This window comes from Chryseobacterium metallicongregator (assembly GCF_031324065.1).
Taxonomy (GTDB): domain Bacteria; phylum Bacteroidota; class Bacteroidia; order Flavobacteriales; family Weeksellaceae; genus Chryseobacterium; species Chryseobacterium metallicongregator.
The window spans coordinates 262,334-285,317 of record NZ_JAVIXS010000020.1 but is presented as its reverse complement, the minus strand read 5'-3'; the positions used below and the strand labels follow the sequence as shown (position 1 = coordinate 285,317).

22 protein-coding genes are annotated in these 22,984 nt (G+C 35.9%); 7 read left to right on the top strand and 15 right to left on the bottom strand.

Features of this window, described 5'->3' with window-relative positions; translation table 11 throughout:
- Positions 1-5 precede the first annotated feature (5 nt).
- From REB14_RS19260 to REB14_RS19245, 4 genes are read left to right on the top strand one after another with little or no spacing between them, the layout of a single operon-like run.
- Positions 6-371 (top strand): response regulator, encoded by a 366-nt coding sequence (locus tag REB14_RS19260; protein ID WP_185117019.1) that lies wholly within the window; start codon positions 6-8, stop codon positions 369-371.
- Complete coding sequence (locus tag REB14_RS19255; protein ID WP_079241512.1) at positions 372-1,202, top strand: CheR family methyltransferase; 831 nt, start codon at positions 372-374, stop codon at positions 1,200-1,202.
- Positions 1,203-1,213: 11 nt separating this feature from the next.
- The gene (locus tag REB14_RS19250; RefSeq protein WP_079241513.1) at positions 1,214-1,783 is read left to right on the top strand and encodes a chemotaxis protein CheB; all 570 of its coding nucleotides are present in this window, start codon (positions 1,214-1,216) and stop codon (positions 1,781-1,783) included.
- 18 nt (positions 1,784-1,801) lie between these two features.
- On the top strand, positions 1,802-2,173 hold the full coding sequence (locus tag REB14_RS19245; protein ID WP_079241514.1) for a response regulator: 372 nt from the start codon (positions 1,802-1,804) through the stop codon (positions 2,171-2,173).
- A 49-nt stretch (positions 2,174-2,222) separates the two neighbouring features.
- Here REB14_RS19245 and REB14_RS19240 read toward each other — a convergent pair whose 3' ends face one another.
- The 3 genes from REB14_RS19240 to REB14_RS19230 form a co-directional block, all read right to left on the bottom strand.
- A complete protein-coding gene (locus REB14_RS19240) occupies positions 2,223-2,510 on the bottom strand; it encodes a hypothetical protein (RefSeq protein WP_079241515.1) in 288 nt (95 codons plus the stop codon).
- 432 nt (positions 2,511-2,942) lie between these two features.
- Positions 2,943-4,373, bottom strand: a complete 1,431-nt coding sequence (locus REB14_RS19235) for a S41 family peptidase (RefSeq protein ID WP_309522999.1) — start codon at positions 4,371-4,373, stop codon at positions 2,943-2,945.
- 146 nt (positions 4,374-4,519) lie between these two features.
- Positions 4,520-5,629, bottom strand: coding sequence for an epoxide hydrolase family protein (locus REB14_RS19230; protein ID WP_309522998.1), 1,110 nt, complete (start codon positions 5,627-5,629; stop codon positions 4,520-4,522).
- Between the two features lie 343 nt (positions 5,630-5,972).
- On the opposite strand from REB14_RS19230, the gene REB14_RS19225 reads away from it, so the two are divergent.
- A complete protein-coding gene (locus REB14_RS19225; protein WP_079241518.1) occupies positions 5,973-6,614 on the top strand; it encodes an NAD(P)-dependent oxidoreductase in 642 nt (213 codons plus the stop codon).
- 62 nt (positions 6,615-6,676) lie between these two features.
- Here the strand turns inward: REB14_RS19225 and REB14_RS19220 are convergent, their stop codons facing one another.
- Complete coding sequence (locus tag REB14_RS19220; RefSeq protein WP_309522997.1) at positions 6,677-7,444, bottom strand: methyltransferase domain-containing protein; 768 nt, start codon at positions 7,442-7,444, stop codon at positions 6,677-6,679.
- 88 nt (positions 7,445-7,532) lie between these two features.
- Complete coding sequence (uvrA, locus tag REB14_RS19215; protein ID WP_079243908.1) at positions 7,533-10,325, bottom strand: excinuclease ABC subunit UvrA; 2,793 nt, start codon at positions 10,323-10,325, stop codon at positions 7,533-7,535.
- 639 nt (positions 10,326-10,964) lie between these two features.
- Between uvrA and REB14_RS19210 the strand changes: the two genes are divergently transcribed.
- A complete protein-coding gene (locus tag REB14_RS19210; protein ID WP_079241520.1) occupies positions 10,965-12,776 on the top strand; it encodes a TonB-dependent receptor plug domain-containing protein in 1,812 nt (603 codons plus the stop codon).
- A 71-nt stretch (positions 12,777-12,847) separates the two neighbouring features.
- On the top strand, positions 12,848-13,564 hold the full coding sequence (locus tag REB14_RS19205; RefSeq protein WP_079241521.1) for a DUF2490 domain-containing protein: 717 nt from the start codon (positions 12,848-12,850) through the stop codon (positions 13,562-13,564).
- On the opposite strand, the gene REB14_RS19200 is transcribed toward REB14_RS19205, so the two are convergent.
- The 10 genes from REB14_RS19200 to REB14_RS19155 all read right to left on the bottom strand — a co-directional run bounded on the left by REB14_RS19200 (position 13,561) and on the right by REB14_RS19155 (position 22,947).
- Entirely contained in the window at positions 13,561-14,007 is a 447-nt protein-coding gene (locus REB14_RS19200) for a phosphohydrolase (protein ID WP_034694511.1), read from the bottom strand. The genes REB14_RS19205 and REB14_RS19200 overlap by 4 nt on opposite strands.
- Positions 14,008-14,086: 79 nt before the next feature.
- A complete protein-coding gene (locus REB14_RS19195) occupies positions 14,087-14,422 on the bottom strand; it encodes a YegP family protein (RefSeq protein ID WP_079241522.1) in 336 nt (111 codons plus the stop codon).
- A gap of 26 nt (positions 14,423-14,448) precedes the next feature.
- Positions 14,449-14,763, bottom strand: coding sequence for a hypothetical protein (locus REB14_RS19190; protein ID WP_079241523.1), 315 nt, complete (start codon positions 14,761-14,763; stop codon positions 14,449-14,451).
- A 144-nt stretch (positions 14,764-14,907) separates the two neighbouring features.
- A complete protein-coding gene (locus REB14_RS19185) occupies positions 14,908-16,686 on the bottom strand; it encodes an acyl-CoA dehydrogenase family protein (RefSeq protein ID WP_309522996.1) in 1,779 nt (592 codons plus the stop codon).
- A 50-nt stretch (positions 16,687-16,736) separates the two neighbouring features.
- Positions 16,737-17,093: a four helix bundle protein gene (locus REB14_RS19180; protein ID WP_309522995.1), complete on the bottom strand. Its 357-nt coding sequence runs from the start codon at positions 17,091-17,093 to the stop codon at positions 16,737-16,739.
- 36 nt (positions 17,094-17,129) lie between these two features.
- Complete coding sequence (locus REB14_RS19175; protein ID WP_079241526.1) at positions 17,130-18,308, bottom strand: acetyl-CoA C-acyltransferase; 1,179 nt, start codon at positions 18,306-18,308, stop codon at positions 17,130-17,132.
- Positions 18,309-18,411: 103 nt separating this feature from the next.
- The gene (gene tnpA / locus REB14_RS19170) at positions 18,412-18,876 is read right to left on the bottom strand and encodes an IS200/IS605 family transposase (protein ID WP_309522994.1); all 465 of its coding nucleotides are present in this window, start codon (positions 18,874-18,876) and stop codon (positions 18,412-18,414) included.
- Positions 18,877-18,958: 82 nt separating this feature from the next.
- Positions 18,959-21,352, bottom strand: a complete 2,394-nt coding sequence (locus REB14_RS19165; RefSeq protein WP_309522993.1) for a 3-hydroxyacyl-CoA dehydrogenase/enoyl-CoA hydratase family protein — start codon at positions 21,350-21,352, stop codon at positions 18,959-18,961.
- 53 nt (positions 21,353-21,405) lie between these two features.
- Positions 21,406-21,858, bottom strand: a complete 453-nt coding sequence (locus REB14_RS19160) for a MarR family winged helix-turn-helix transcriptional regulator (RefSeq protein WP_034694513.1) — start codon at positions 21,856-21,858, stop codon at positions 21,406-21,408.
- 165 nt (positions 21,859-22,023) lie between these two features.
- Positions 22,024-22,947 (bottom strand): ABC transporter ATP-binding protein, encoded by a 924-nt coding sequence (locus REB14_RS19155; protein ID WP_079241529.1) that lies wholly within the window; start codon positions 22,945-22,947, stop codon positions 22,024-22,026.
- Positions 22,948-22,984 lie beyond the last annotated feature (37 nt).

The following is a 22,984-nucleotide window of genomic DNA, read 5'->3' as shown; positions in this document are numbered from 1 at the left end:
CTCTGATGAAAAAGAAAATTTTAATTGTGGATGATGATCCACGCAATATATTTGCATTGAAACTCACCCTTAAGGCCCGTGGATATGCAGTAGAAACCTCTACAATGGCTCAGGAAGCTCTGGATATGCTACAAGCTAATCCTGATTTTTCAATGGTGCTTATGGATATGATGATGCCGGGAATAGACGGCTATGAAGCAGTGAGAATCATAAGAAATACACCTGAAATCAAAGATATTCCAGTTATTGCAGTAACCGCACAGGCTATGCCTGAAGATCGTCAGAAATGCATTGAGGTAGGTGCTAATGATTATGTTTCAAAGCCTATTGATGTAGACCTTTTACTAATGGCAATAGAAAAAATTTCATAGATGCTGGAACCAAGTATCGTAAAAGATGAAGAAATAGAATATCTGATCAACGATGTCTATGAAATGTATGGTTATGACTTTTCCGGTTATAGCAGGGCTTCGTTTAAAAGAAGGGTAAATAGGATATGCCTTTTGGACAGATTTACCAGCTTTGCTGAACTTAGATATACCCTTATGAATGATGCGGAATATTTAAAACGCTTTGTAGAAGAAGTTACGGTAAACGTCACAGAAATGTTTCGGGATCCTTCTTTTTTTAAAGCATTACGGGAAAAAGTTTTGCCCCAATTAGGCACTTATCCGCTGATCAGGATCTGGATTGCTGGTTGCTCTACGGGAGAAGAAGCCTATTCTATCGCTATTTTATTGAAAGAAGCAGGGCTGTATGATAAATCCCTGATTTATGGTACAGATTTGAATCCTGCGGTTCTTGAGACAGCCAGAGCCGGTGTTTTCCCGTTATACCAGATGAAATTATATTCTGAAAACTATATGCTTTCAGGAGGGAAACGTGATTTTTCAGATTACTATACAGCCAATTATGATAGTGTAAAGTTTGATAAAAGCTTACAGGAAAAACTTATTTTATCTACCCACAACCTGGTTTCAGACAGTTCTTTCAATAGTTTTCAGCTGATTATATGCAGAAATGTTCTGATTTATTTTGATAGAGAACTCCAGGAAAGAGTTTTTAAACTTTTTGACAACAGCCTGGAAAATTTAGGCTTTCTGGCTTTGGGAGCAAAAGAAACACTTAGGTTTTCCACCATTGAAAAGAATTATCATCAGATTGAAGACCAGAAAATCTGGAAAAAGCTTGATCATCATTAATAAACAATGCTATGGAATCACAGAGAAACATTGAATTAATTGTTATAGGAGGATCAGCAGGCAGTTTACAGGTCATTATTGAAATGATCAAAAACCTGAATAATATCCTGAAAATCCCAATTGTAGTGGTGGTTCACCGTAAAGCTCAATCAGGAGACATTCTGAGAACTTTATTACAGCAGTTTACGAAGATACCGGTGATAGAAGTAGAAGATAAAACTGAAATGGACAATAATGCCATTTATATTGTTCCGGCAGATTATCATTTGCTGTTTGAGAATAAGAAAAATATGTCATTGGACAGCTCAGAAAAAATGAATTATTCCCGTCCTTCAATAGATGTTACCTTCAGGTCTGCAGCCGAAATTTATGGAGAGAATATGATTGGAATTCTTCTGTCCGGAGCTAATGCAGATGGAGTAGAAGGGCTGTCTTATATTAAAAAAAATAACGGTCAGGTATGGATTCAGGATCCTGAAACGGCAGAAGTGGAATATATGCCCAAACATGCAGTAGAAGAAATAGATTATGACCAAATTATCAAACCGGATAATCTGGCAGATTATATCAATCAGTTGTAATAGAATAACCTAAATAATATGAACAAAAAGAAAATTTTAATTTTTGATGATGACGCTGCTATTTTGGAAGTGATCACCATCATATTTGAAGAGAATGGCTACGAGGTCAGAATCTCAGAAACCTCACATGATATTCTGGAGAAAGTGGCAGAATACCATCCCGATGTTATTCTGATGGATAACTGGATTCCGAGAATCGGAGGAGTGGAAGCCACAAAACTTCTGAAAAACAGTGATGAATTTAATCACATTCCTGTAATTTATGTTACGGCAAACAATGATATTGCTGCTTTAGCTTCTGAAGCACAGGCAGATGATTATGTTTCAAAACCTTTTAATCTGGATGATCTTGAAGAAATGGTGGCAAAGCATATAAAAGAGCAGGTGTAAATCTTTCGACTTTCCAAATAAAAAATCTCTCAAACTTTGAGAGATTTTTTTATGTATTGTTCAGATCAGAAATCATTTGATTTTTCGTTACGTGATAACTGTTGATGTTATGAATTAAAGAACGTAATAAAAGATAAAGCTGGGGATTTTCTATAATGACATGAGAAAATGTCTGCACAAGGATTAATTTTTTTGAAACTATGTTATGTGCAGTTATATATTCAGAGCTAAGATCAATGTCAATATTTAATTCCTTATTCACCTTAAGTTTAAAATATTCATCTATTAAATACTTATCATTAATCAGGTCTAAAGATTCTATTTTCGTTTCGTCCATAATGTTGATAATTAAACATTAAAATACAAATGTTATACCGTACATAGGAAAAAACAGATGAAATTATAACATAATAAAGAACAATCTGATAGGCTCAATAATTCAGTTTAGAATGAATAGGTTTTCAAGAATTCTAAAAACCTTTTTATGAAAGGGTATATGAATAAAAGAATCTGCCCTTTAGAGGCAGACTCAGTAGATAAATACATCTCATTTTTTTAATTAGACAACAATAAAAAGCACAGCCGACAATGCTGTGCTTAAATTTTTATTTCAAATTTAATTGCAATTTCAAGAGTAGTAAGAAAAGCAAATAAAGTTTCCACTTCGATGTTTATTACATAGTAAATGTAGTAATAATTTTAATACGAAATATGAATTTAATGTTAAAATTCACAAGTTATCCACATTTTTTTGTGGATAAGTCTGAAGCTAATTTAAAATCCAGGTTTTTGCGGTCTCAATATCCATATCCTGACCCTCTTTAGATTCCACAGGAACGTCCGGATCAATTTTCCCGTAATAGACTTTCCCGTTTCGGTCCATTTCATAAGAAGAAGCCAGAGCAAAGCTTTTACCGTCGCTTAACGGATAAACACTGTTGGCTGAAGTATAACCTGCCGATGGTTTTCCAAAGAGTTTTACATTGCTTTTTCCAATAAATGCAATTGTTGTAGCTTCTCCGGAACTGGCTGTGCTAGGGCCTATCAGAACTGCAATTTTAGTATGTCCGCTTTTAAGGTCATAAGGTTCTGCAATTTTGTTATCACCAAACTTTCTGTTCTTATAAATCCATGGAGATTTTTTGTCTTTGTAAACAAAATATCCCAATGTACCTTCTCCAATCAGGCTTCCGAGACCTGAAATCATAGGGTACATATTTCCTCCTGTATTGCCTCTCAGATCTACAATCCAGCCTTTAATCGTATTTTCAGAGTCCAGTTTTTTAATCATATTGTGGATCTGTAAGGCAAAATCATTTCCAACCTCTGTGTTTAAGGAACCAAAACCGGGAACTGAAATATAACCAATATGCTGGTCTATCAGTCTGGAATCGGGTTTTGCTTCATTTGTATTGCTTTTCTTTTGCTTTTCAGAACGCTCTTTTCCGGAAATAAATGAATGATTATCACCAGCCTGTCTTAGATTTTGTATAATATAACCCAATGCAGGATCGGTATCATCAATAGTTTTCATTCCTTTTGAAAGATGTTGAAGATTGGTATCAATATTTTTCCAATCTAATTGATCTGAAAAAATTGAATTCTTTTTTACAATATTTTTAAAGTCCTGAATGTATTTTGAAGATATTTTTGAAGGTTCTTCATTTGAAAATGAAATTGTATTCAGCTCAAAATGATCGAACCAAACAGTTCCGCTTCCTGAGAATACTCCTCCAAGAAGAAGACTTTTTACATTTTTATCAACAGTGAAAATCAAAGAATATTTCGTCCAGTCTTTATTGACGGCTATAGCCTTTTGCTGTGATTCTGAATTTCCAAAGTCAATCATCTTTCCATTTTCGTCCTTCACTTGAGTCCATAGATTGATTTTCCCATTGATGTTCTCGGATTTTATATAAGCACTGATTTCTATTTTCTGTAATTGCTGAATATTAAGAGGAACTTTTTGAGAAAAAGATTGGAAATTTTTGGAATTATCAGATTTTCCTGTCAGCTGCATAGAAGCTTTTCCCCCGAAATATTGGGTGTAATCTATTTTCCCTTCGTATGAATCTGTTTTTTTTATATTCCAATGGTTGGGTAATCCATCGGTCATGTTTTCAAAACCGGCATTTTGTATTTGAGCTTCCACCGAACAGACCAAAAATGCTGCTACAATAGTGCAGGTCAATTTTTTCATAAGTTATTAATTTCAGCTAAAATAAAAGAACTCGCCAAAAAAATCATACTTTGTTAACAAATTTTAGTAATGGTTTAGAAGGATTAACAGTTTATCATCAAAAGGAAGCTGCTAAAAGGTAGGATCGATTGTACTTCATCAATCGTTTATCTGACAGTATAAAAGAATGACCTTAACTCATCTGCAAATAGATAAGGTAATTCCAATGCAGCAAAGTGACCTCCTTCATTCATCTTTTTAAAGCTGGTTACGTTCACAAAACGTTCTGCCCATTCTTTCGGAAACTGAGCCTCACGGGGAAATACAAGTACTCCTGCAGGAACATTGCTTTTTTGATGAACTTGTGCGCCGCTCCATAAAGCCGCTGCATCTTCTTTGTACATTCTGGCAGAAGATCCTATGGTTTGTGTTACCCAATAGATCATAATATTAGTAAGCAATTCATCTTTTCCTCCGAATGCTGCTTCAATCAATTCCGGTGGTGCGCCTGCGTTGGTAAAGCTTATGATCCATGCTGCCAGCCCGACAGGAGAGTCATTGAGACCATAAGCAAGTGACTGAGGTTTGGTAGACTGTACCATGGCATAAGCACCTTCGCTGTACCACCATTGCTGAACAAATTGTGCAAAAGCCTGTTCCTCTTCACTCATTGTCGTGAAATCTTCCTGGCCGGTAGGATAGCCTACATCTGTAAGGTGAACGGATTCCAGTACTTCAGGATATTTCGAAGTCAGTGCTTTTACTACGCCCATTCCTATATCTCCTCCGGCTGCACAGAATTTTTCATAGCCAAGCACTTCAGTCATCAGTTTTTTCCAGAGATCTGCCACTTTTTCGCTGCTGACTGCTGTTTTATCAGAAAAGCCAAATCCCGGAATGGAAGGAATAACAAGATCAAAGCTCTGTTCACCTTCGGTAAGCAATGGAATAATTTTATGAAAACGGTAATAGCTGTCCGGCCAGCCATGAGTAAGAATCAATGGTTTTGGATTAGGACCTTTTCCTCTTATGTATTGAAAATGGATCAGAATTCCGTCGATCAGGGCGATATACTGTGGATGTTGATTCAATTGCTGTTCTTGCATTCTCCAGTCGTAATGATTGATCCAATAGTCGGTAAGTTCTTTCAGGTAAGCTTCGTTGGTGCCGTAGTTCCAGCCAGAATTTTCGGGTTCTCCCGGCCAGCGGGTATTTTGTAAACGGTTTTTAAGATCGGTGATAACCGATTCCGGGATGTTTACTGTAAAGGGTTCCATATTATTATATTTTATTGGTGTAAAGTGGATTTGGTGGAATATGTTGATAGTAAGATGGTTATCAAAGTTAAAAACTTTCTCTTTTAATAAATGTTGTCAAAATCATAAATTTTAAATTTTTTAATAAAGAAAAAATGTAACTTTAATTCATTAAAATCTCGTAATACATATTACTGTGAGTCAGGTTCTTTTTAACCTGAACATCTTAGGTTCAATTTTCTGAACCCAATATCTTTATTATATCATATCTAAAAGCAAAGACAATATGTCATTTGTATTATCAGCGGTCATTAGCGGTTAATCTGCTTTTGATTATTGATGTTTAATAATTAAAAAAATCATTATGAAAACCTATAAAATTGCCGTGATCGGCGGAACCGGAAAATCCGGACAATATCTGGTACAAAACCTTCTTGAAAAAGGATATTCTCTTAAACTTTTATTAAGGCATCCTGAGAGTTTCACCCTCCAAAATCCATTAATTGAAGTGGTAAAAGGAGATGCAAGGGATGAAAGAGCTATCCATACTTTGATTGAAGGAACCAATCTTGTCATAAGTACTTTAGGACAACCAAAAGGAGAGAAGTCTATATTCAGCGATGCTGCAAAAAATATCATTTCTGCAATGAATCATCATGGAATCAGGCGATATATTGTAACTACGGGTTTGAGTGTAAATACACCGTTCGATTATAAAAATGAAAGGGTAGAAATGGCGACAGACTGGATGTACCAAAACTATCCCGAGACTACAGCAGATAAACAGCGAGAATATGAATTTCTTCTGGATAGCAACCTGGATTGGACATTGGTAAGACTCCCTCTGATTCATCTTACAGAGGATAATTTTCCAACGGAAACAAGCCTTACAGATTGTAAAGGAGAAGGAATCAGTGCTGCAGATCTTGCGGAGTTTTTGGTTTCTCAGATTGGCAATTCTGAATATATCAGGCAAAGTCCGTTCTTGTATAATCTGAGAGAGTAAAAAATATATAAAGAAGAAACTGCCACATAAGTGTGGCAGTTTTTTATTAGTATCAAGATTTTCTATTTCTTACGTCCATACATCAGAATGCGTTTAAATGCATAGATAGCAGGGTATTTTGTAAACCTTTTTGCAATACGCGATTTAAATTCAGAGATGAATTTTTCTTTATGTTCTCCTTCAAGACGCTCTAAATAAGGCAATAATGCAGTTCCTGAAATAAACTCATATAAGGCTTCGTGATCATCTGCAATGATAGGATAAACCTTCTGAAATATTTCTATATCCTGAATTCCGTTATCAAATAATATCTGGGCATAATCATCCATTGAAAGCACCGGAGAATCACGGTTAAAATGATTTAATTGGGATGAATAAGGCTCCTCATCTGCCATTTCCGTTAGAATCTGGTTCAGAATATTTTCTTTCTGAACGGGCATTTGTATGGCTAATTGTCCATTTTGTGAAAGCAGTCCAATGATTTTAGGAAATAAAGTTTCATGATCATCAGCCCACTGTAAAGCGGCATTACTGAAGACAAGATCCCATTTCTGTTCAGATTGTGATGTTTCTTCAATAGTCTGAAGCTTAAAGTGAAGATTATTATTTTCAAATTTTTTAGATTTTTCAAGCATTTCTGCTGATGAATCTATTCCTAAGAATGTAGAACCTGTGAGTTTTTCCGTAAGAATAGAGGTTTGTTCTCCGGTTCCACAGCCTAAGTCAATGGCTTTTATATTGTTTTCGGGCTTAATGAATGCTGCTAAATCATAAAAGGGTTTGTAACGTACATCTTTGTATTGATCATATAATTCGGGATTCCAGGGCATAAAGAATAATTTTGTAATGGGTTAATAAGTTGAATAAAGATAGAGAATCTAAATAAAAAATCGGCTGTTTTAAAACAGCCGATTGTATTTATTGTTCCAATTTTTCTTTGATGTATTTTGCCGTATAGGACTTTTTATTTTTAGTCAGATCTTCCGGTGTTCCTGCAAATACAACTTCACCACCATGTTTTCCGGCTTCCGGACCGATATCGATAATATAATCGGCACATTTGATGATATCAGGCTGATGTTCAATAACAATCACCGAATGTCCAAGATCAATCAATGCCTGCAATGATTTAAGTAATTTCTGAATATCATGGAAGTGAAGTCCTGTAGAAGGTTCATCAAAAATGAATAACGTTTTATCTGTTGTTACGCCTTTTACAAGGAATGAAGCCAGTTTCACACGTTGTGCCTCACCACCGGAAAGGGTAGAGGAGCTTTGCCCCAGCTGCAGATAGCCTAAACCTACTTCCTGCAAAGGTCTCAACTTCGTTACAATCTTTTCTTCATTATTATCTTTAAAGAATGCCAATGCTTCATCTACCGTCATATGAAGGATATCAGAGATGTTTTTCTCATCAAATCTTACTTCAAGAATTTCATTTTTGAATCGTGTTCCTTTACAAACTTCACATTCGAGCTCAATGTCTGCCATAAACTGCATGGAAACATTGATCACACCTTCTCCTTTACATTCATCACATCTTCCGCCATCCACGTTGAAAGAGAAATGTTTAGGTTTATAGCCCATCATTTTGGCTACTTTCTGCTTGGCAAAAAGATCACGGATATCATCGTAAGCTTTTAAGTATGTTACAGGGTTTGAACGGGATGATTTTCCGATTGGGTTTTGATCAATCAATTCAATATTTTTGATCAGTTTCTTAGGGAATTCTACAGAATCATAGTCTCCTTTTTTACCACCCATTCCAAGCTGGATCTGAATGTCATTGGTAAGGATTTCTTTCATCAAAGTAGATTTTCCGCTTCCTGAAACTCCGGAAATGACTACCAGACTTTCCAAAGGAACGTCTACATCTATATTTTTAAGATTATTCTGACGGGCTCCTTTAATATGAATCCATTCTTTTCCTTTTCTTCTTTTCTTCGGAACTTCAATTTCAAGTCTTCCGGTAAGATATTCTGAAGTAAGGGTGTTGGCTTTTTTCAGGTCTTTATAATCCCCTGCAAATACCAGTTCACCACCAAGATAACCCGCTTCCGGACCGATATCAATAATATAATCCGCAGCTCTCATCACATCTTCATCGTGCTCTACTACAATAACGGTATTTCCAAGATCACGAAGGTTTTTCAATACTTCGATCAGGTTTTCGGTGTCTTTAGAGTGCAGCCCGATAGAAGGCTCATCCAGAATATAAATAGAACCTACCAAAGAACTTCCTAAACTGGTTGCTAAGTTAATTCTCTGGCTTTCTCCTCCTGAAAGGGTATTGGACGTTCTGTTTAAGGTTAAATATCCTAAACCTACCTTTAATAAGAATTCCAGGCGGGTGGTGATTTCATAGATCAGTCTTTTAGCGACTTCTTTGTCGTGATCTGAAAGCTTTAATCCATTAATGACCGGAGCCAGCTCATCCAAAGGAAGTTCAATCATTGATTGAATATTATGTCCGTCTACTTTTACCCAGCTTGTTTCTTCACGAAGTCTCAATCCTTCACATGTTGGACAAAGGGTTTTTCCTCTATAACGGGAAAGCATTACTCTGTACTGGATTTTGTATAGATTTTCTTCAAGCATTTTGAAGAAATTATTGATGCAAGGGAAATTACTCTTTCCGTCACCTTTCCAAAGGAAATTTTTCTGTTCTTTTGTTAGCTGATGATAAGGTTTGTGGATAGGGAAGTCACCTGCTTTTTTGATGAAATCTTTTTTCCATTCGCTCATCGTTTCTCCTCTCCAGCAGACAACGGCATCTTCGTAGATGGATAATGTTTTATTAGGAACTACAAGATCCTCGTCAATTCCGATTACTTTTCCGTATCCTTCACATGCCGGACATGCTCCGTATGGGTTATTAAAGCTGAAAAAATGAACATTGGGTTCAAGGAACTCCATGCCGTCCAGCTCAAATTTATTAGAGAATTCCTTTATTTTTTCCGTTTCTGTGTTCTTTAGTGAACAATAGCCGCGTCCTTCATAGAACGCCATTTGAATAGAGTCTGCAAGTCTTTGTAAAAAACTTTCGTCCTCTTCGTACGAGAAACGGTCGATCACAAGATTGATGATCATACCTTTTTCAGGAGTAAAACCAAAACTTTCCAAATCTTCAATTCCGGCAAGATTTCCATTGATTTCAAGCCTTGTGAAACCTGCCAGTTTTAAAATATTTAAGGTTTCCTTAAAATTATCAACATCATATTCCAAAGGAGCGGTCAGGAGAAAAGAAGTATCCTTTTTAGAAGCTTTAATAAAGTCTACCACATCAGACACTGAATCTTTTTTTACTTCTTCTCCGGAAACCGGTGAAAAGGTTTTCCCGATTCTTGCAAATAAAAGCTTCATATAATCGTAGATTTCCGTAGAAGTTCCTACCGTAGAACGAGGATTGGAAGAAATTACTTTCTGCTGGATGGCAATAGAAGGCGCAAGTCCTTTGATATCATCCACTTTTGGTTTTTCTAATTTTCCCAAAAACTGACGGGCATAAGAACTTAAACTTTCTACATATCTTCTCTGTCCTTCAGCATAAATAGTATCAAAGGCCAAAGAGGATTTTCCACTTCCTGAAACTCCTGTAATAACAATAAGTTTATTTTTCGGAATAAGGACGTCTATATGTTTCAGATTGTTAAGATGTGCATTCTTAACGAAAATCTGTTTTTTTATGTCTATTTCTGTTGTGTTAGCCATATTTTGTTTATTCATAAAAGTAACTGTAAAGCATTAAAACTTTCAGTATAATGGTGTTTTGCCTTAGAATTTTCCTAGGCTGTCATCAATTGAACTTTTACATGTATTCCCTAATTCATCTGATATTCTGCAGCTATATTTTTTTAGATTGCCGACAGAATTACCATTGAAAAAAGAATAATTTCATCGTAAAATTAAGACCCACAAAATTACGAAATTTTAGCGAAAAATTTACGCTTATCTTATTGTTAAAAATTGTTATTATCAACATGAAATAAGAAGTCGAAAAAGGAAATAGATCTGTTGGTGAATGATAAAAATGAATATTTTTTGTGGACTTAATTTTGTTTTACGGTTTATTTTACAGTGTTTTATATAATTTTTAAAAATATATTGTGTTTTTTTATTTAACTATTGTTTTATGTTGTAAAATTATTTAAAATTGTAGCCGTAAATATGTAATATAGAAATGAGAAAATTATTCAGAGATCTAGTTACACATTTAATGAGAAAAAGATAAAATTACTCCCTCACACAGATGCAGCATTATGTTGCATCTTTTTTTATGACAACTATCATTTGCCTGTCTTGGTGAACTCCCTTACTTTTGGACTCTGTTAAAAAACGACGAAAACGATTATGATCAAAAAGATAGGAAGTGCTTTTTTTCTGGGATCTTTACTTTGGGTACATGCACAGGAAAAGACAACAGATATTGAAAGCATCGAATTTCAGGGAAAATTTATCTCTACACCTTATAAAAGTGCCAATCAGAACATCAGTGTTATCACCAGAGAAGACATTGTAAATTCTCCGGCTAAAAGTATAGACGAAATCCTTCAACAGGTACCAGGAATGGATATCAGAAGGAGAGGTGCTAATGGCGTGCAGAGTGATATCGGTTTTCGTGGTAGTTCTTTTGAGCAGGTTTTGCTGCTTCTGAACGGAATCAGAATGAATGATTCCCAGACCGGACATAATAATATGAATATTCCGGTAGATCTGGATGAAGTAGAAAAGATAGAGATTATTAAAGGCCCTGCAGCACGACGTTTCGGACAGAATGCTTATGCCGGTGTGATTAATATCGTTACCAAAACTACCCCAGGGAAGAAAGTGAAAATCAGTGCGGAAGGAGGTGATTATGGTTCTTATGGTCTTGGATTCAATGCACAGATTGGAAATGAGAAATTTACCAACTCTCTTCAAGCCAATTCTGCTTCTTCGGAAGGGTATATGTTCAATACGGATTATGAAATCAGAAATGTATTTTATCAGGGAAAGCTGAATATTAAAAACGGAGATGTGAGAGTACAGGCGGGGTTTTCGGAAAAGAAATTCGGGGCCAATGGTTTTTATGCTTCCAGTGCTGCCACCAAACAGTATGAAGAAACACAAGCGTCTATCGTAAGTGTGGCTCACCAGCAGACTTTTGGAAAGCTGAAGCTTAATTCTAACGTATACTGGAGAAGAGGACAGGATATGTACCTTTATGACCGATGGAATCCGGATTTTTACCGAAATATGCACATCGGAAATAATGTGGGTGGAGAAGTGAATTCCAGCTATCAGTGGGGATTGGGAACAACCGGAATTGGGGTTGAATTGAGAAAAGAATTTTTAGTAAGCAGTAATTTGGGTGATCGAAACCGTTTTGTATCTCAGGTTTTCTTTGAACATCATTTTTCATTACTGGATAAAAAACTGAACATCAGTCCGGGAATTTCATGGGCTAATTATTCTAAGGAAGGAAATTTCTTTTATCCGGGGCTTGATGTAGGCTATAACTTTAGTGCCAATTCTAAAATCTATGGAAACATCGCAAAAGTACACCGTGTACCCACTTTTACCGAACTTTATTATGTAAGCAAAACGGAACAGGGAAACCCGGATTTACAGCCTGAAAATGCTTTGTCATCAGAAGTAGGATATCAATATCAAAATAATAGAATTTTGGCAAAAATCAGCGGGTTTTTAAGAAATTCCAGCAACTCTATTGACTGGATAAAAAAAGACCTGAGTGATAAAGTATGGTATGCTCAGAATGTAGGAGATATTAAAACCAAAGGAATCGAGGCAGAGTGGAGTCATAGACCGACAGACTGGTTAAAATATACAGTTGGCTACACATATATTGACAGCAAATATGAAGAAAAAGCTGGTGTGGTTTCAAGATATATTCTGGACAATCTGAAACATCAGTTTGTTTCCAAGCTAGAGGTGAAATTCCTGAAAAACTTTACCAATGAGCTTGTTTACCGCTACAATGAAAGAGTCAATCTGGGTACATATAATCTTGTAGATGAGAAGCTGAGCTTTGCTAAAAAAGATTATTCGGTGTATGTGCTGATTAACAATTTAACCAATACAAAATATACGGAAGCATTTGGGGTAGGAATGCCGCAAAGATGGTTCCACATTGGGTTTTCGTACACAATTAATATTAAGTAGGTGTTAATTCAATATTAATGAAAGTTAATATTAACAAATTGTTAAAAAATATACATTTGCAAAAATTTTTTATGAAACGTCTTATAGGATTAGGTTTGCTACTTGGAATTTCTTTTTTTAAAGCACAGGAACACATTTCCAGCTTCAATGCAGTGACTCTGACCTATAAGTTTCATCCGAAATTTTTCCTTTATGCTGAAGGGCAGATGCGTGGTAACGAAGATTATACCTACCCTGATTATTATGAAATAAAAGGGGGATTAGGGTATAATCTTACCAAAAACCACAAACCTTTTGTGGGGCTTGGAAGATATGTTAACTATAAAGAACATAGTCTGAGCAGAGAAGAGTTCAGGGTATGGCTTCAGGACGTTATTGATATCAAGAAAGGTATTGTAAAGTTTGAAAACCGTTTCCGTGCTGAAAAGAGCTGGTTTTACGAGCCAAAAACAGATCAGACTTCCCAGAGAATGCGTTACAGATACCGTCTGAACGTAAGTGTTCCTTTAAATGCAAAAACCATCAAAAAAGGAACTGTTTTCGCCAATGCTTATGACGAGGTGTTCTTTGTCTCTCCGATGAAGCCTACTTTCGCCAGAAATAGAGTCTATGGCGGTTTCGGCTATCAGATCGATGATTATTTCGGTATTGTGAGCGGATATCTGTGGCAGCGTGAATTTGAAGCAAAAGGAAACAAAAATTTACATTTCGTTTACCTTGCGTTAAACATCAATATTGACGGAACAAACCACCATACGAAAACTTACGATTTCCCGGGTGCGGATTAATACTTCTCTATCAGATAACGATAAGCTTTCAGATATTTATTAAATCTTTTGATATCCTTAGGAGTAAGCTCTCTGTTTACTCTTCTAAGGTCCATATTATCACGAAGATCATTCAGTTTTACAGCTACAGAAAGGAGAGATCGTTCCGTCCTTTTGATGAATTCATCATAGTCTTCTTCCGGATCAAGCTTTGTAAGGCAGCTGATGGCAAAAATAATATATTCAGGGAATCCTTCCGATCTTAAATAATCCAGGCTGAATTCCAGTGGGTGATCCTCCACAACATCGTGCAGAACCCCTACAATCTTTTCATCCAGTGTTTTACCATAATTCATTACACGCATTACATGGGCAATGTATGGAGCATGGTATTTATCGGTTTGTCCTTTATGAGCCTTATCGGCGATTTTGATTGCTTTATTCAGTAATTCTTCTTTTGTCATTTCTAATGAAAAATAGAGTACAAAAATAAAAAATGCCTTAAAAAAATAAGGCATTTTATGAAGAATATTTTATATGATTTTAAAAGTTTGTTTCATCCTCTATATGAGCATGTGGAGCATTGTTTTTTACGGATTCTATTCCGTTTTCCATGCCATTGTCAGATTCATACATCTGACTGGTTCCTATGATTTGTCCGTTTCCTGCCTTTAGATTAAAATAGCACCTGCCGTCATTGGCCGTATTTCTTTCAAATTTTGCATCTTCCTGTGCATTGGTCTTTACAGATCCGATTCCACTTTCGCAGGATGGTTTGGTGCTGTATCCCTGGCTGGTTAAAATAACCTGCCCGTTTCCAGCTTTGAGGTTGAACTGAAAGTCTCCGTTTGTTCTTTTAGAGATAATAAATTTTCCCATGGTAATAGTTTTTAGTTTGTGTTAGGTTATTTGGATGGTAGTATTTTTTTCCGATTGACCTGAAACCTATCAGGAGTAATTGTATTTAAAATTTTATATTGTGAATAATCCTTTGAAGGTTCTTTTAAAGCCAGATAAAGAGTAGTGTCATTGGGCTTAACCGTTAATATTTTGTAAAGTTCTTTTTGAGGTTGATCCGGTTTCAGAGCAAAATATCCCGGGAATTTTCCTTTAGCAACAATTTTTGTGGTATCCATCTTGGGAACAGGAAGTAAATTATCTTTTTTTTGTGCTGAAAAAGTAACGGAAATAAGGAGTATTGGAAATAATAAAATTTTCATGTGTTATGTAATTTAAAATAAAAATAATGATTTTTTTTGAATAATATTGCTAAATACCGTTAATTTCAATGGATGTCATAATTAATAAAGATCAAAAAAGCGCCTCAAAAATTGAGGCGCTGAATCAAATTTATGTTATTAAGACTAATAAGCTCCTTTCTCTATATAGTGAGCTGCTACTTTTTCAGTAAGCGCTACTACATTCGGATGGTTGGTATATTTAGTGAATCTTCTTAATCCTGAAAGCATCATTCTCTGCTCATCTCCTTCAGCGAAAGAAACAATTCCTTCTTTAGCTGCAGTAATGATTTTCTCAACCGCTTTGTAAAGATTTAACTGAGCCATAGCTGCTTCTACAGATTCAGGAGAAAAGTGTTTTTCTGCTCTTAATACTGCGGATTCTGCCATGTAGATCTGGTTAAGGATTTCAGAAGCATTCAATAATAAATGCTGTTGTTTTTCAATATCCATCATGTATTTCTGAAGAGCTGCTCCGGAAACCATTAAGAATACTTTCTTAAGGTTTGCTATAATCGCTTTTTCTTCACTCATAAATTCTGAATAGTCAGGAACTTCAAATGAAGGAATACCCATTAATTCTTTGCTGATAGCCATTGCAGGAGATAAAAGATCCAATTCACCTTTCATTGCTCTCTTGATCAGCATTCCTACTGCTAATAATCTGTTGATTTCATTGGTCCCTTCATAGATTCTTGAAATTCTTGAATCTCTCCAAGCTGCTTCCATAGGAGTGTCTTCAGAGAATCCCATCCCTCCGTATACCTGGATTCCTTCATCTGCTGTATGCTGAGCAAGGTCAGAAACGAATACTTTAAGGATTGAACATTCTACAGCGAATTCTTCAACACCTTTCAGCTCTGCTTCCTGATGGCTTAATCCACTTGCTACTAATTCATCAATTTTATCCTGCACGTTTTTAGCAGCTCTGTAAGAACCAGCTTCACTTACGAAAACTCCGGTTGCCATTTCAGCAATTTTCTTTCTGATCGCTCCGAAAGTTGCAATAGAAACCCCAAATTGTTTTCTTTCGTTAGAATACTGGATAGAGTGGTTTAAGATTCTTCTCTGTGCATCAAGACATGCTGCAGCCAGTTTGATACGGCCTACGTTCAATGCATTTAAAGCGATTTTGAAACCATTGTTTCTTTCTCCTAAAAGATTTTCCACAGGGATCTTCATATCATTGAAGAAAACCTGACGGGTAGAAGAAGCACGGATACCTAATTTATGCTCTTCCTCTCCGAACGTTAAGCTTCCAGGGTTTTCAAGTTCAGATCTGTTGATTACAAACCCTGTGATATTTTTATCATCATCAATTTTAGCGAATAATGTAAATGTATCTGCAAATCCTGCATTAGAGATCCACATTTTCTGTCCGTTGATGATATAATGTTTTCCGTCTTCGGAAAGTTTTGCTTTTGTTTTTCCTGAATTGGCATCAGAACCAGCATCCGGCTCTGTCAGACAGTAAGCCCCGAATTTTGTTCCTGCTGCTAAATCCGGAAGGTATTTTTTCTTTTGCTCTTCAGTTCCGTAAAGAACGATTGGCAACGTTCCAATTCCGGTGTGTGCTCCATAAGCTGTAGCCAATGAACCTGTAGTTCCGGAAATATAATCACAAGCAAGCATTGTTGTCACAAAGCCCATTCCAAGACCTCCGTATTCTTCAGGAACAGCGATTCCGAGCATTCCCATTTCACCCAATTTACGCATTGTTTCTTCAGTGAATGCATAATCTTTTTTTTCGAAACGCTCTCTTTGGGGAACAACCTCTCTATCTATAAATTCCTTCGCAGAATCACGAAGCATTTTTTGTTCTTCATTCAGTTCTTCAATACTGAAAATTTCGTTTGCAGGAATTTGTTTGATTAGGAATTCCCCGCCTTTAAGTATATTGCTCATTTGTTATTATTTTAAATTTTAGATTATAAATTTTAAATTAGATTTTGTTATTATAAATTTTCAGATGATGTTTTAATGATTTTAGTCAATATATTAATGATCATTTCAATATCTATTAAATATGAATTGATCTCAATTTGAACGAGATTTGAAGAATGATAAAGTTTTAACCAATATCTTGTTTCACTTGCCTCTTTATTTGCAATTGAAAGCTTTGAAATAAAATCCTTTTTAGATTGAGCGGCTATAGCTTCTTCTACATTTGCTCCAATTGAGGTTCCTGAACGAAGAATCTGCTTTGATAAAATAAACTCCTTTTGAGATTTACATTCAGTATAAAATTGAATTATTCTTAAAGCAAAATCAAAAGTTTTTATTTGAATCAAATTATCTTCTTTGAAACTCATTACATCTAAAATTTATAATTTAAAATCTATAATTGATTAAAGTAGTTCAAAAATAGAAGCCGCACCTTGTCCTGTTCCCACGCACATAGAAACCATTCCGTATTTGTTGCCACGTCTTCTCATTTCGTCAAGAAGCTGAACGGTAAGTTTCGTTCCTGTGCATCCAAGCGGGTGTCCAAGGGCAATAGCTCCTCCGTTTACGTTTAAGATATCAGGGTTTAGTCCTAATTCTTTTTTGATAGCAACTGATTGAGAGGCAAAAGCTTCATTAAGTTCAATCAAATCAATATCTTTTAATTCTAAACCTGCTTGTTTCAATGCTTTTGGAATAGCATAGATAGGTCCCATTCCCATGATTCTTGGTTCTAATCCGGCAGCTGCGTAAGCTACTAATCTTGCCTCAGGCTCCAGTCCTAATTCTTTTACCATTTCCTCACTCATTACCATTACAAAAGCGGCTCCGTCACTCATTTGAGAAGAGTTTCCGGCAGTTACGCTTCCTCCGTTGGCGAATACAGGTCTTAGTTTTGCTAATCCAGCTAAAGAAGTATCAGCTCTAGGCCCTTCATCTACTGAGAAATCAAACTTTTTAGTCTGCAGTTTCTGATTTTCGTCAAGGAAATTATATTCTACGGGAATTGAAACAATCTGGTTGGCAAATTTTCCTTCCTGATTGGCTTTTAAAGCTTTCATATGAGATTCAAAAGCAAACTGATCCTGTTCTTCTCTTGTAATATTATATTGTTTGGCTACTTCTTCCGCTGTGTAACCCATTCCCCAGTAATAATCAGGGTTTGTTTTTGCGATATCTGTTTCAGGAACCGGCTTGTAACCTCCCATCGGGATATATGACATAGATTCAGTACCACCGGCAATGATACAGTCTGCCATACCAGCCTGGATTTTTGCAGAAGCAATAGCAATTGCCTCACTTCCTGAAGCACAGTATCTGTTTACGGTTACTCCCGGTACTTTATCAGTATTTAACCCCATCAAAGAGATCAGACGTGCCACATTCAGCCCTTGTTCAGCTTCTGGCATCGCATTTCCTACGATAAGGTCATCAATTCTGTTTTTATCTAATTGTGGTAGCTCAGCCATTAATTTTTCAATAACGGTAGCTGCCATGACATCAGGTCTTGTAAATCTTAAACTTCCTTTTGGAGCTTTTCCAACGGCTGTTCTGAAACCTTTTACTATGTATGCTGTTTTCATTTTTTGTTTAATTAAATTGTTTTAAGAATTTTTTGCCTCGTAGAGGTAAACTGTTCATAGATATTTGTTTATGCTTTTTGAGGAGCTCCGTAGGAGCGACCTGTTAATCATTAATCCATTCAAATAAATATTTTGGATCATATTCTATCTCAAATTTTGACATAAAATCCAGATATTCTTCTCTAAAAGTTTTCTTTTTATGATGTTCTTCCTGCTCTAAAATATACTTTACAACAGAATCAACACTGCTTTTAGAATAAGAAAAAGCTCCATACCCTTCCTGCCAATTGAATTTTCCATTGATCCATCCTTTTTCGTTGATGAATTTTGAAGAACCCGCTTTAATATCTCTTACTACATCTGAAACCGAATATGTCGGATTCATACTTATAAGAATATGGACATGGTCCGGCATTGCAAAAACTGCGAATAATTTTTGATCTCTATTGGAAACAATACCTGTTATAAACCGATGCAATTCTTCTCTGTTTTCTTTTGCAATCAGATTTTGTCTTCCTTTTACAGCGAAAACAATTTGAATATAAATCTGAGTGTAGGTATTTGCCATACATTAACAGGTCGCCTCTACGAGGCTCTCCAATCTTTAAATTATTCATGCTATTAACAGTTCGCTCCTACGGAGCTTCCCATTAGTTTCTCAAAGGTTTCCCGTTTTGCAACATATATTGAATTCTCTCAAGAGTTTTTCTCTCACCACAAAGCTGAAGGAAGGTTTCTCTTTCAAGGTTCAATAGGTACTGTTCTGTTACTACTGTTGGTTCAGATAGATTTCCACCTACCATTACATTGGCCAGTTTATCTGCAATTTTCTTATCGTGTGCAGAGATAAAGTTTCCGGTTAGCATCTGGTCTGTTCCTACATAGAACATTCCTAATGCATCTTTACCAAGAACTTTTACTTTCTGCTCGATAGGCTGAGTATATCCCTGTTCTGCCAATAGTTTCGCTACTTTTTTAGCTTCAGCAATTTGTCTGTTTTTGCTTACAGAAACGATGTCTTTTCCTTTTTCAAGGATTCCCATGTCATAAGCTTCATAAGCAGAAGTAGCTACTTTACCCATGGCGATGTTCATAAAAGCATCACGAAGTCTGTTATTTTTAACATCATCGTTGTGGAATTCTCTGGAAGTTCTTAAAGTCAATTCTTTAGTACCACCACCACCAGGGATTACACCCACTCCGGTTTCTACAAGTCCGATATACGTTTCTGCTGCTGCAACCACTCGGTCAGCATGCATGGTCATTTCGCACCCTCCGCCTAAAGTCATTCCGTGAGGAGCAACTACTACAGGAATAGAAGAATAGCGTACTCTCATCATTGATTTCTGGAAGTAAGCAATTGCCATATTCAAATCATCCCAATCCTGCTCGATAGCCATCATTAGGATCATGGCAAGGTTAGCGCCTACAGAGAAGTTTGCTCCCTGGTTTCCTACAACTAATCCGTCATATTCTTTTTCAGCTAAATCAATGGCTCTGTTTAATCCATCAAGAACTTCGCCTCCAAGAGAGTTCATTTTTGAACGGATCTCAAAGTTGATGATACCATCTCCTAAATCTTCAATAGCAGCCCCTGAATTACTCCAAAGTGTTTTATTTTTTCTGATATTATCTAAGATGATGAATGCATCCTGACCAGGAATTTTGTTGTATTCACCTGAATTTTTATCAACATAAATGCTTTGTCCTTCGTCATTCACTTTGTAGAAAGTTTCTACATTTTTCACCCAGTCAGAAACCTCGTATCCTGCATCTTTTGCCAGTTCAATACCTTTCTGAACACCTACAGCATCCCAGATCTCAAATGGTCCGTTTTCCCATCCGAAACCAGCTCTCATGGCATCGTCAATTTTATAAACTTCATCAGAGATTTCAGGTACTTTATGAGAAACATAAGCGAATAGTGCTCCTAAGGACTTTCTGTATAATTCACCAGCTTTATCTTTACCACCAATCAGTACTTTGAATCTGTCAATTGGCTTATCTATAGATTTTGTTAATTCCAGAGTAGGGAATGATGATTTTCCTTGAAGTTCATATTCTAAAGTATCAAGGTTTAATCCGTGAATTTCAGATTTTCCTTCTTCATTTTTCACTTTTTTATAGAAACCTTGTTCTGTTTTTGAACCTAACCATTTATTATCCATCATTTTCTGGATATAAGGAGGAAGGGCAAATACATCATTAAAGTCGTTCGCTTCCGCACCGCTTTGACGAACCCCGTTGGCTACCATTACCAAAGTATCAAGACCTACAACATCAGCTGTTCTGAATGTAGCAGATTTTGGACGTCCAATGACTGGACCCGTTAATTTATCAACATCAGAAACGGTAAGTCCTAATTTCTGTACATTGTGAAGAAGATCCATCATAGAGAACACACCGATTCTGTTGGCGATGAAAGCTGGGGTATCTTTTGCTAAAACTGTTGTTTTACCTAAGAATTTTGCTCCATAATTCATATAGAAATCGATGATCTCAGGATCTGTATCGTTAGTTGGGATAATCTCTAAAAGAGGAAGGTATCTTACAGGGTTGAAGAAGTGGGTTCCGGCGAAATATTTTTTGAAATCCTCGCTTCTCCCTTCTGTAAGAAAATGGATAGGAATACCGGATGTATTAGAAGAAATTAAGGTACCCGGTTTTCTGAACTGTTCAATTTTTTCGTAAACAGACTTCTTGATATCAAGCCTTTCTACTACTACTTCAATGATCCAGTCTGTATTTTTTATTTTCGGCAAATCATCATCGAAGTTTCCGATTGTAATTCTGTCTGCAAACTTTGGTGAATAAAGAAGTGCAGGACTTGCTTTTTTTAGTTTTTCAAAGTTTTCGGAAGCAATTCTGTTTCTTACGACCTTGTCATCTTTGGTCAAACCTTTTTTTTGTTCAGCTTCAGTAAGTTCAAAAGGAACAATATCCAAGAGTGATACTTCAACGCCGATGTTGGCGAAGTGAGCAGCAATTCCGCTTCCCATAATTCCTGAACCAAGAACCGTTACATGTTTGATTCTTCTTTTCATATGTAAATTTTTATTTGTATAAGATTATATGAGCCCGAAGACTTCATCATAATTTATTTTCTGTTATTTAATAATTCGTTTGCTATTTTCATGATCTCGGTCATCACGTCTTTGAAAGCATCCAGCTTTTCCGGAGCTATTTTCTCCATCACCTTCTTATTAAAGTTGACAACAACTTCCTTAGACATGTTTCTGGAATTTAATCCTTTGTCTGTAAGTTTAATGATCACCTCTCTTTTATCAGTGGTGGTTTTTTCCTTATAGATATATCCGTTATCTTCAAGAAGTTTGATGATTCTCGTTAATGAAGTGGGTTCAATAGCCATCTTTGGTCCAAGATTGGTACTTCGGGTTCCTTCTTTGGGATCAATTTTAAGAAGAGTGAGTGCCTGTACCGCTGTGGAATCATGTTCCTGGGCTAATTCTGTGTACATTTTAGAAACAGCCAACCAGGTCTGCTTTAAAATTAAATCTACGTTTTCTATTTTTTCCTTATTATTATCCATCATTTTTGCGCCAATGGTTTTACCCAAATTTAATAAATATTATGCATGCATAATATTTATTAACGTTAAATTTTGTTAATAGGCTGTAAATAAAAGGATTAAATTGTATGATTAGCATAATACTATGCATGCATAGTATATGAATAAATCAAAGAAAACTTAGTATTAATGAATGTTTACGATCAAATTGATGATTTCTTCAAAAGATTCACATTGGTAAGTGTGGGAATCTTTATTAATTACCCAAAAACTGTCATGAAATTCAAAATTTAGCTCAGACAGGTCTTTTTGGAAGTTTTTTTGAAGTAAAGAATACAGCATTTCCTTGTGAAATTGCGGTGCCGAGATAAAAGGTGGAATAAAGGTCTCGTTGATTTGAAATAACGAAGCATTAGTAAGTTCATTGTGCTGAAGCAAAATATCCTCCACAATCCCTGAATACAAATGATTCTCCTTTACATACCATATTTTGTCTGCGAATTCTTTGGCCAGCCGCCAGTCGTGGGAAGAAAACAGGATAAGCTTATTTTGTTCCTTAGCCAGCTTTCTTAAGGTTTTGAGGATAATAATTTTATTTTTCTCATCAAGATGGGTAGTAGGTTCATCCAGAATAATGATAGGTGAATTTTGAGTAATAGCACGCCCGATAAAGGCTTTCTGAAGATTTCCATCTGACAGGTTTTTCAAAAGAGTATATCTGTACTGATTCAGATCTAATTCTTCAATAATATGCGCAACTTCTTCGCGGTCTTCTTTTTTTAACTCAAAATAAAAAGGGTAGTAGATGTATTTTCCCAGAGAAATAAGATCTTCAACTGTATAATGCTGCGGAATAACCGACTTTGAAAAGACAATAGCAATATTTTCCGCGATTTCTTTTACAGAAAGATTTTTTACATTTTTTCCATTAATAGCAATCTCTCCATTCAGTAAAGGCATTTGATGCAGAATAGATTTGATCAATGTTGTTTTCCCTACACCGTTATTACCAATCAGCAGACCTACATCACCGAGCTTTAAATCTGCATTGGCATTGGAGATTAATGTGGTATTGTAGCCGATATTTGCCTGTTTGATCTGTAGGTGCATGCTTTTGTTGGTTATACGCGAAGGCGCAAATTGTTTT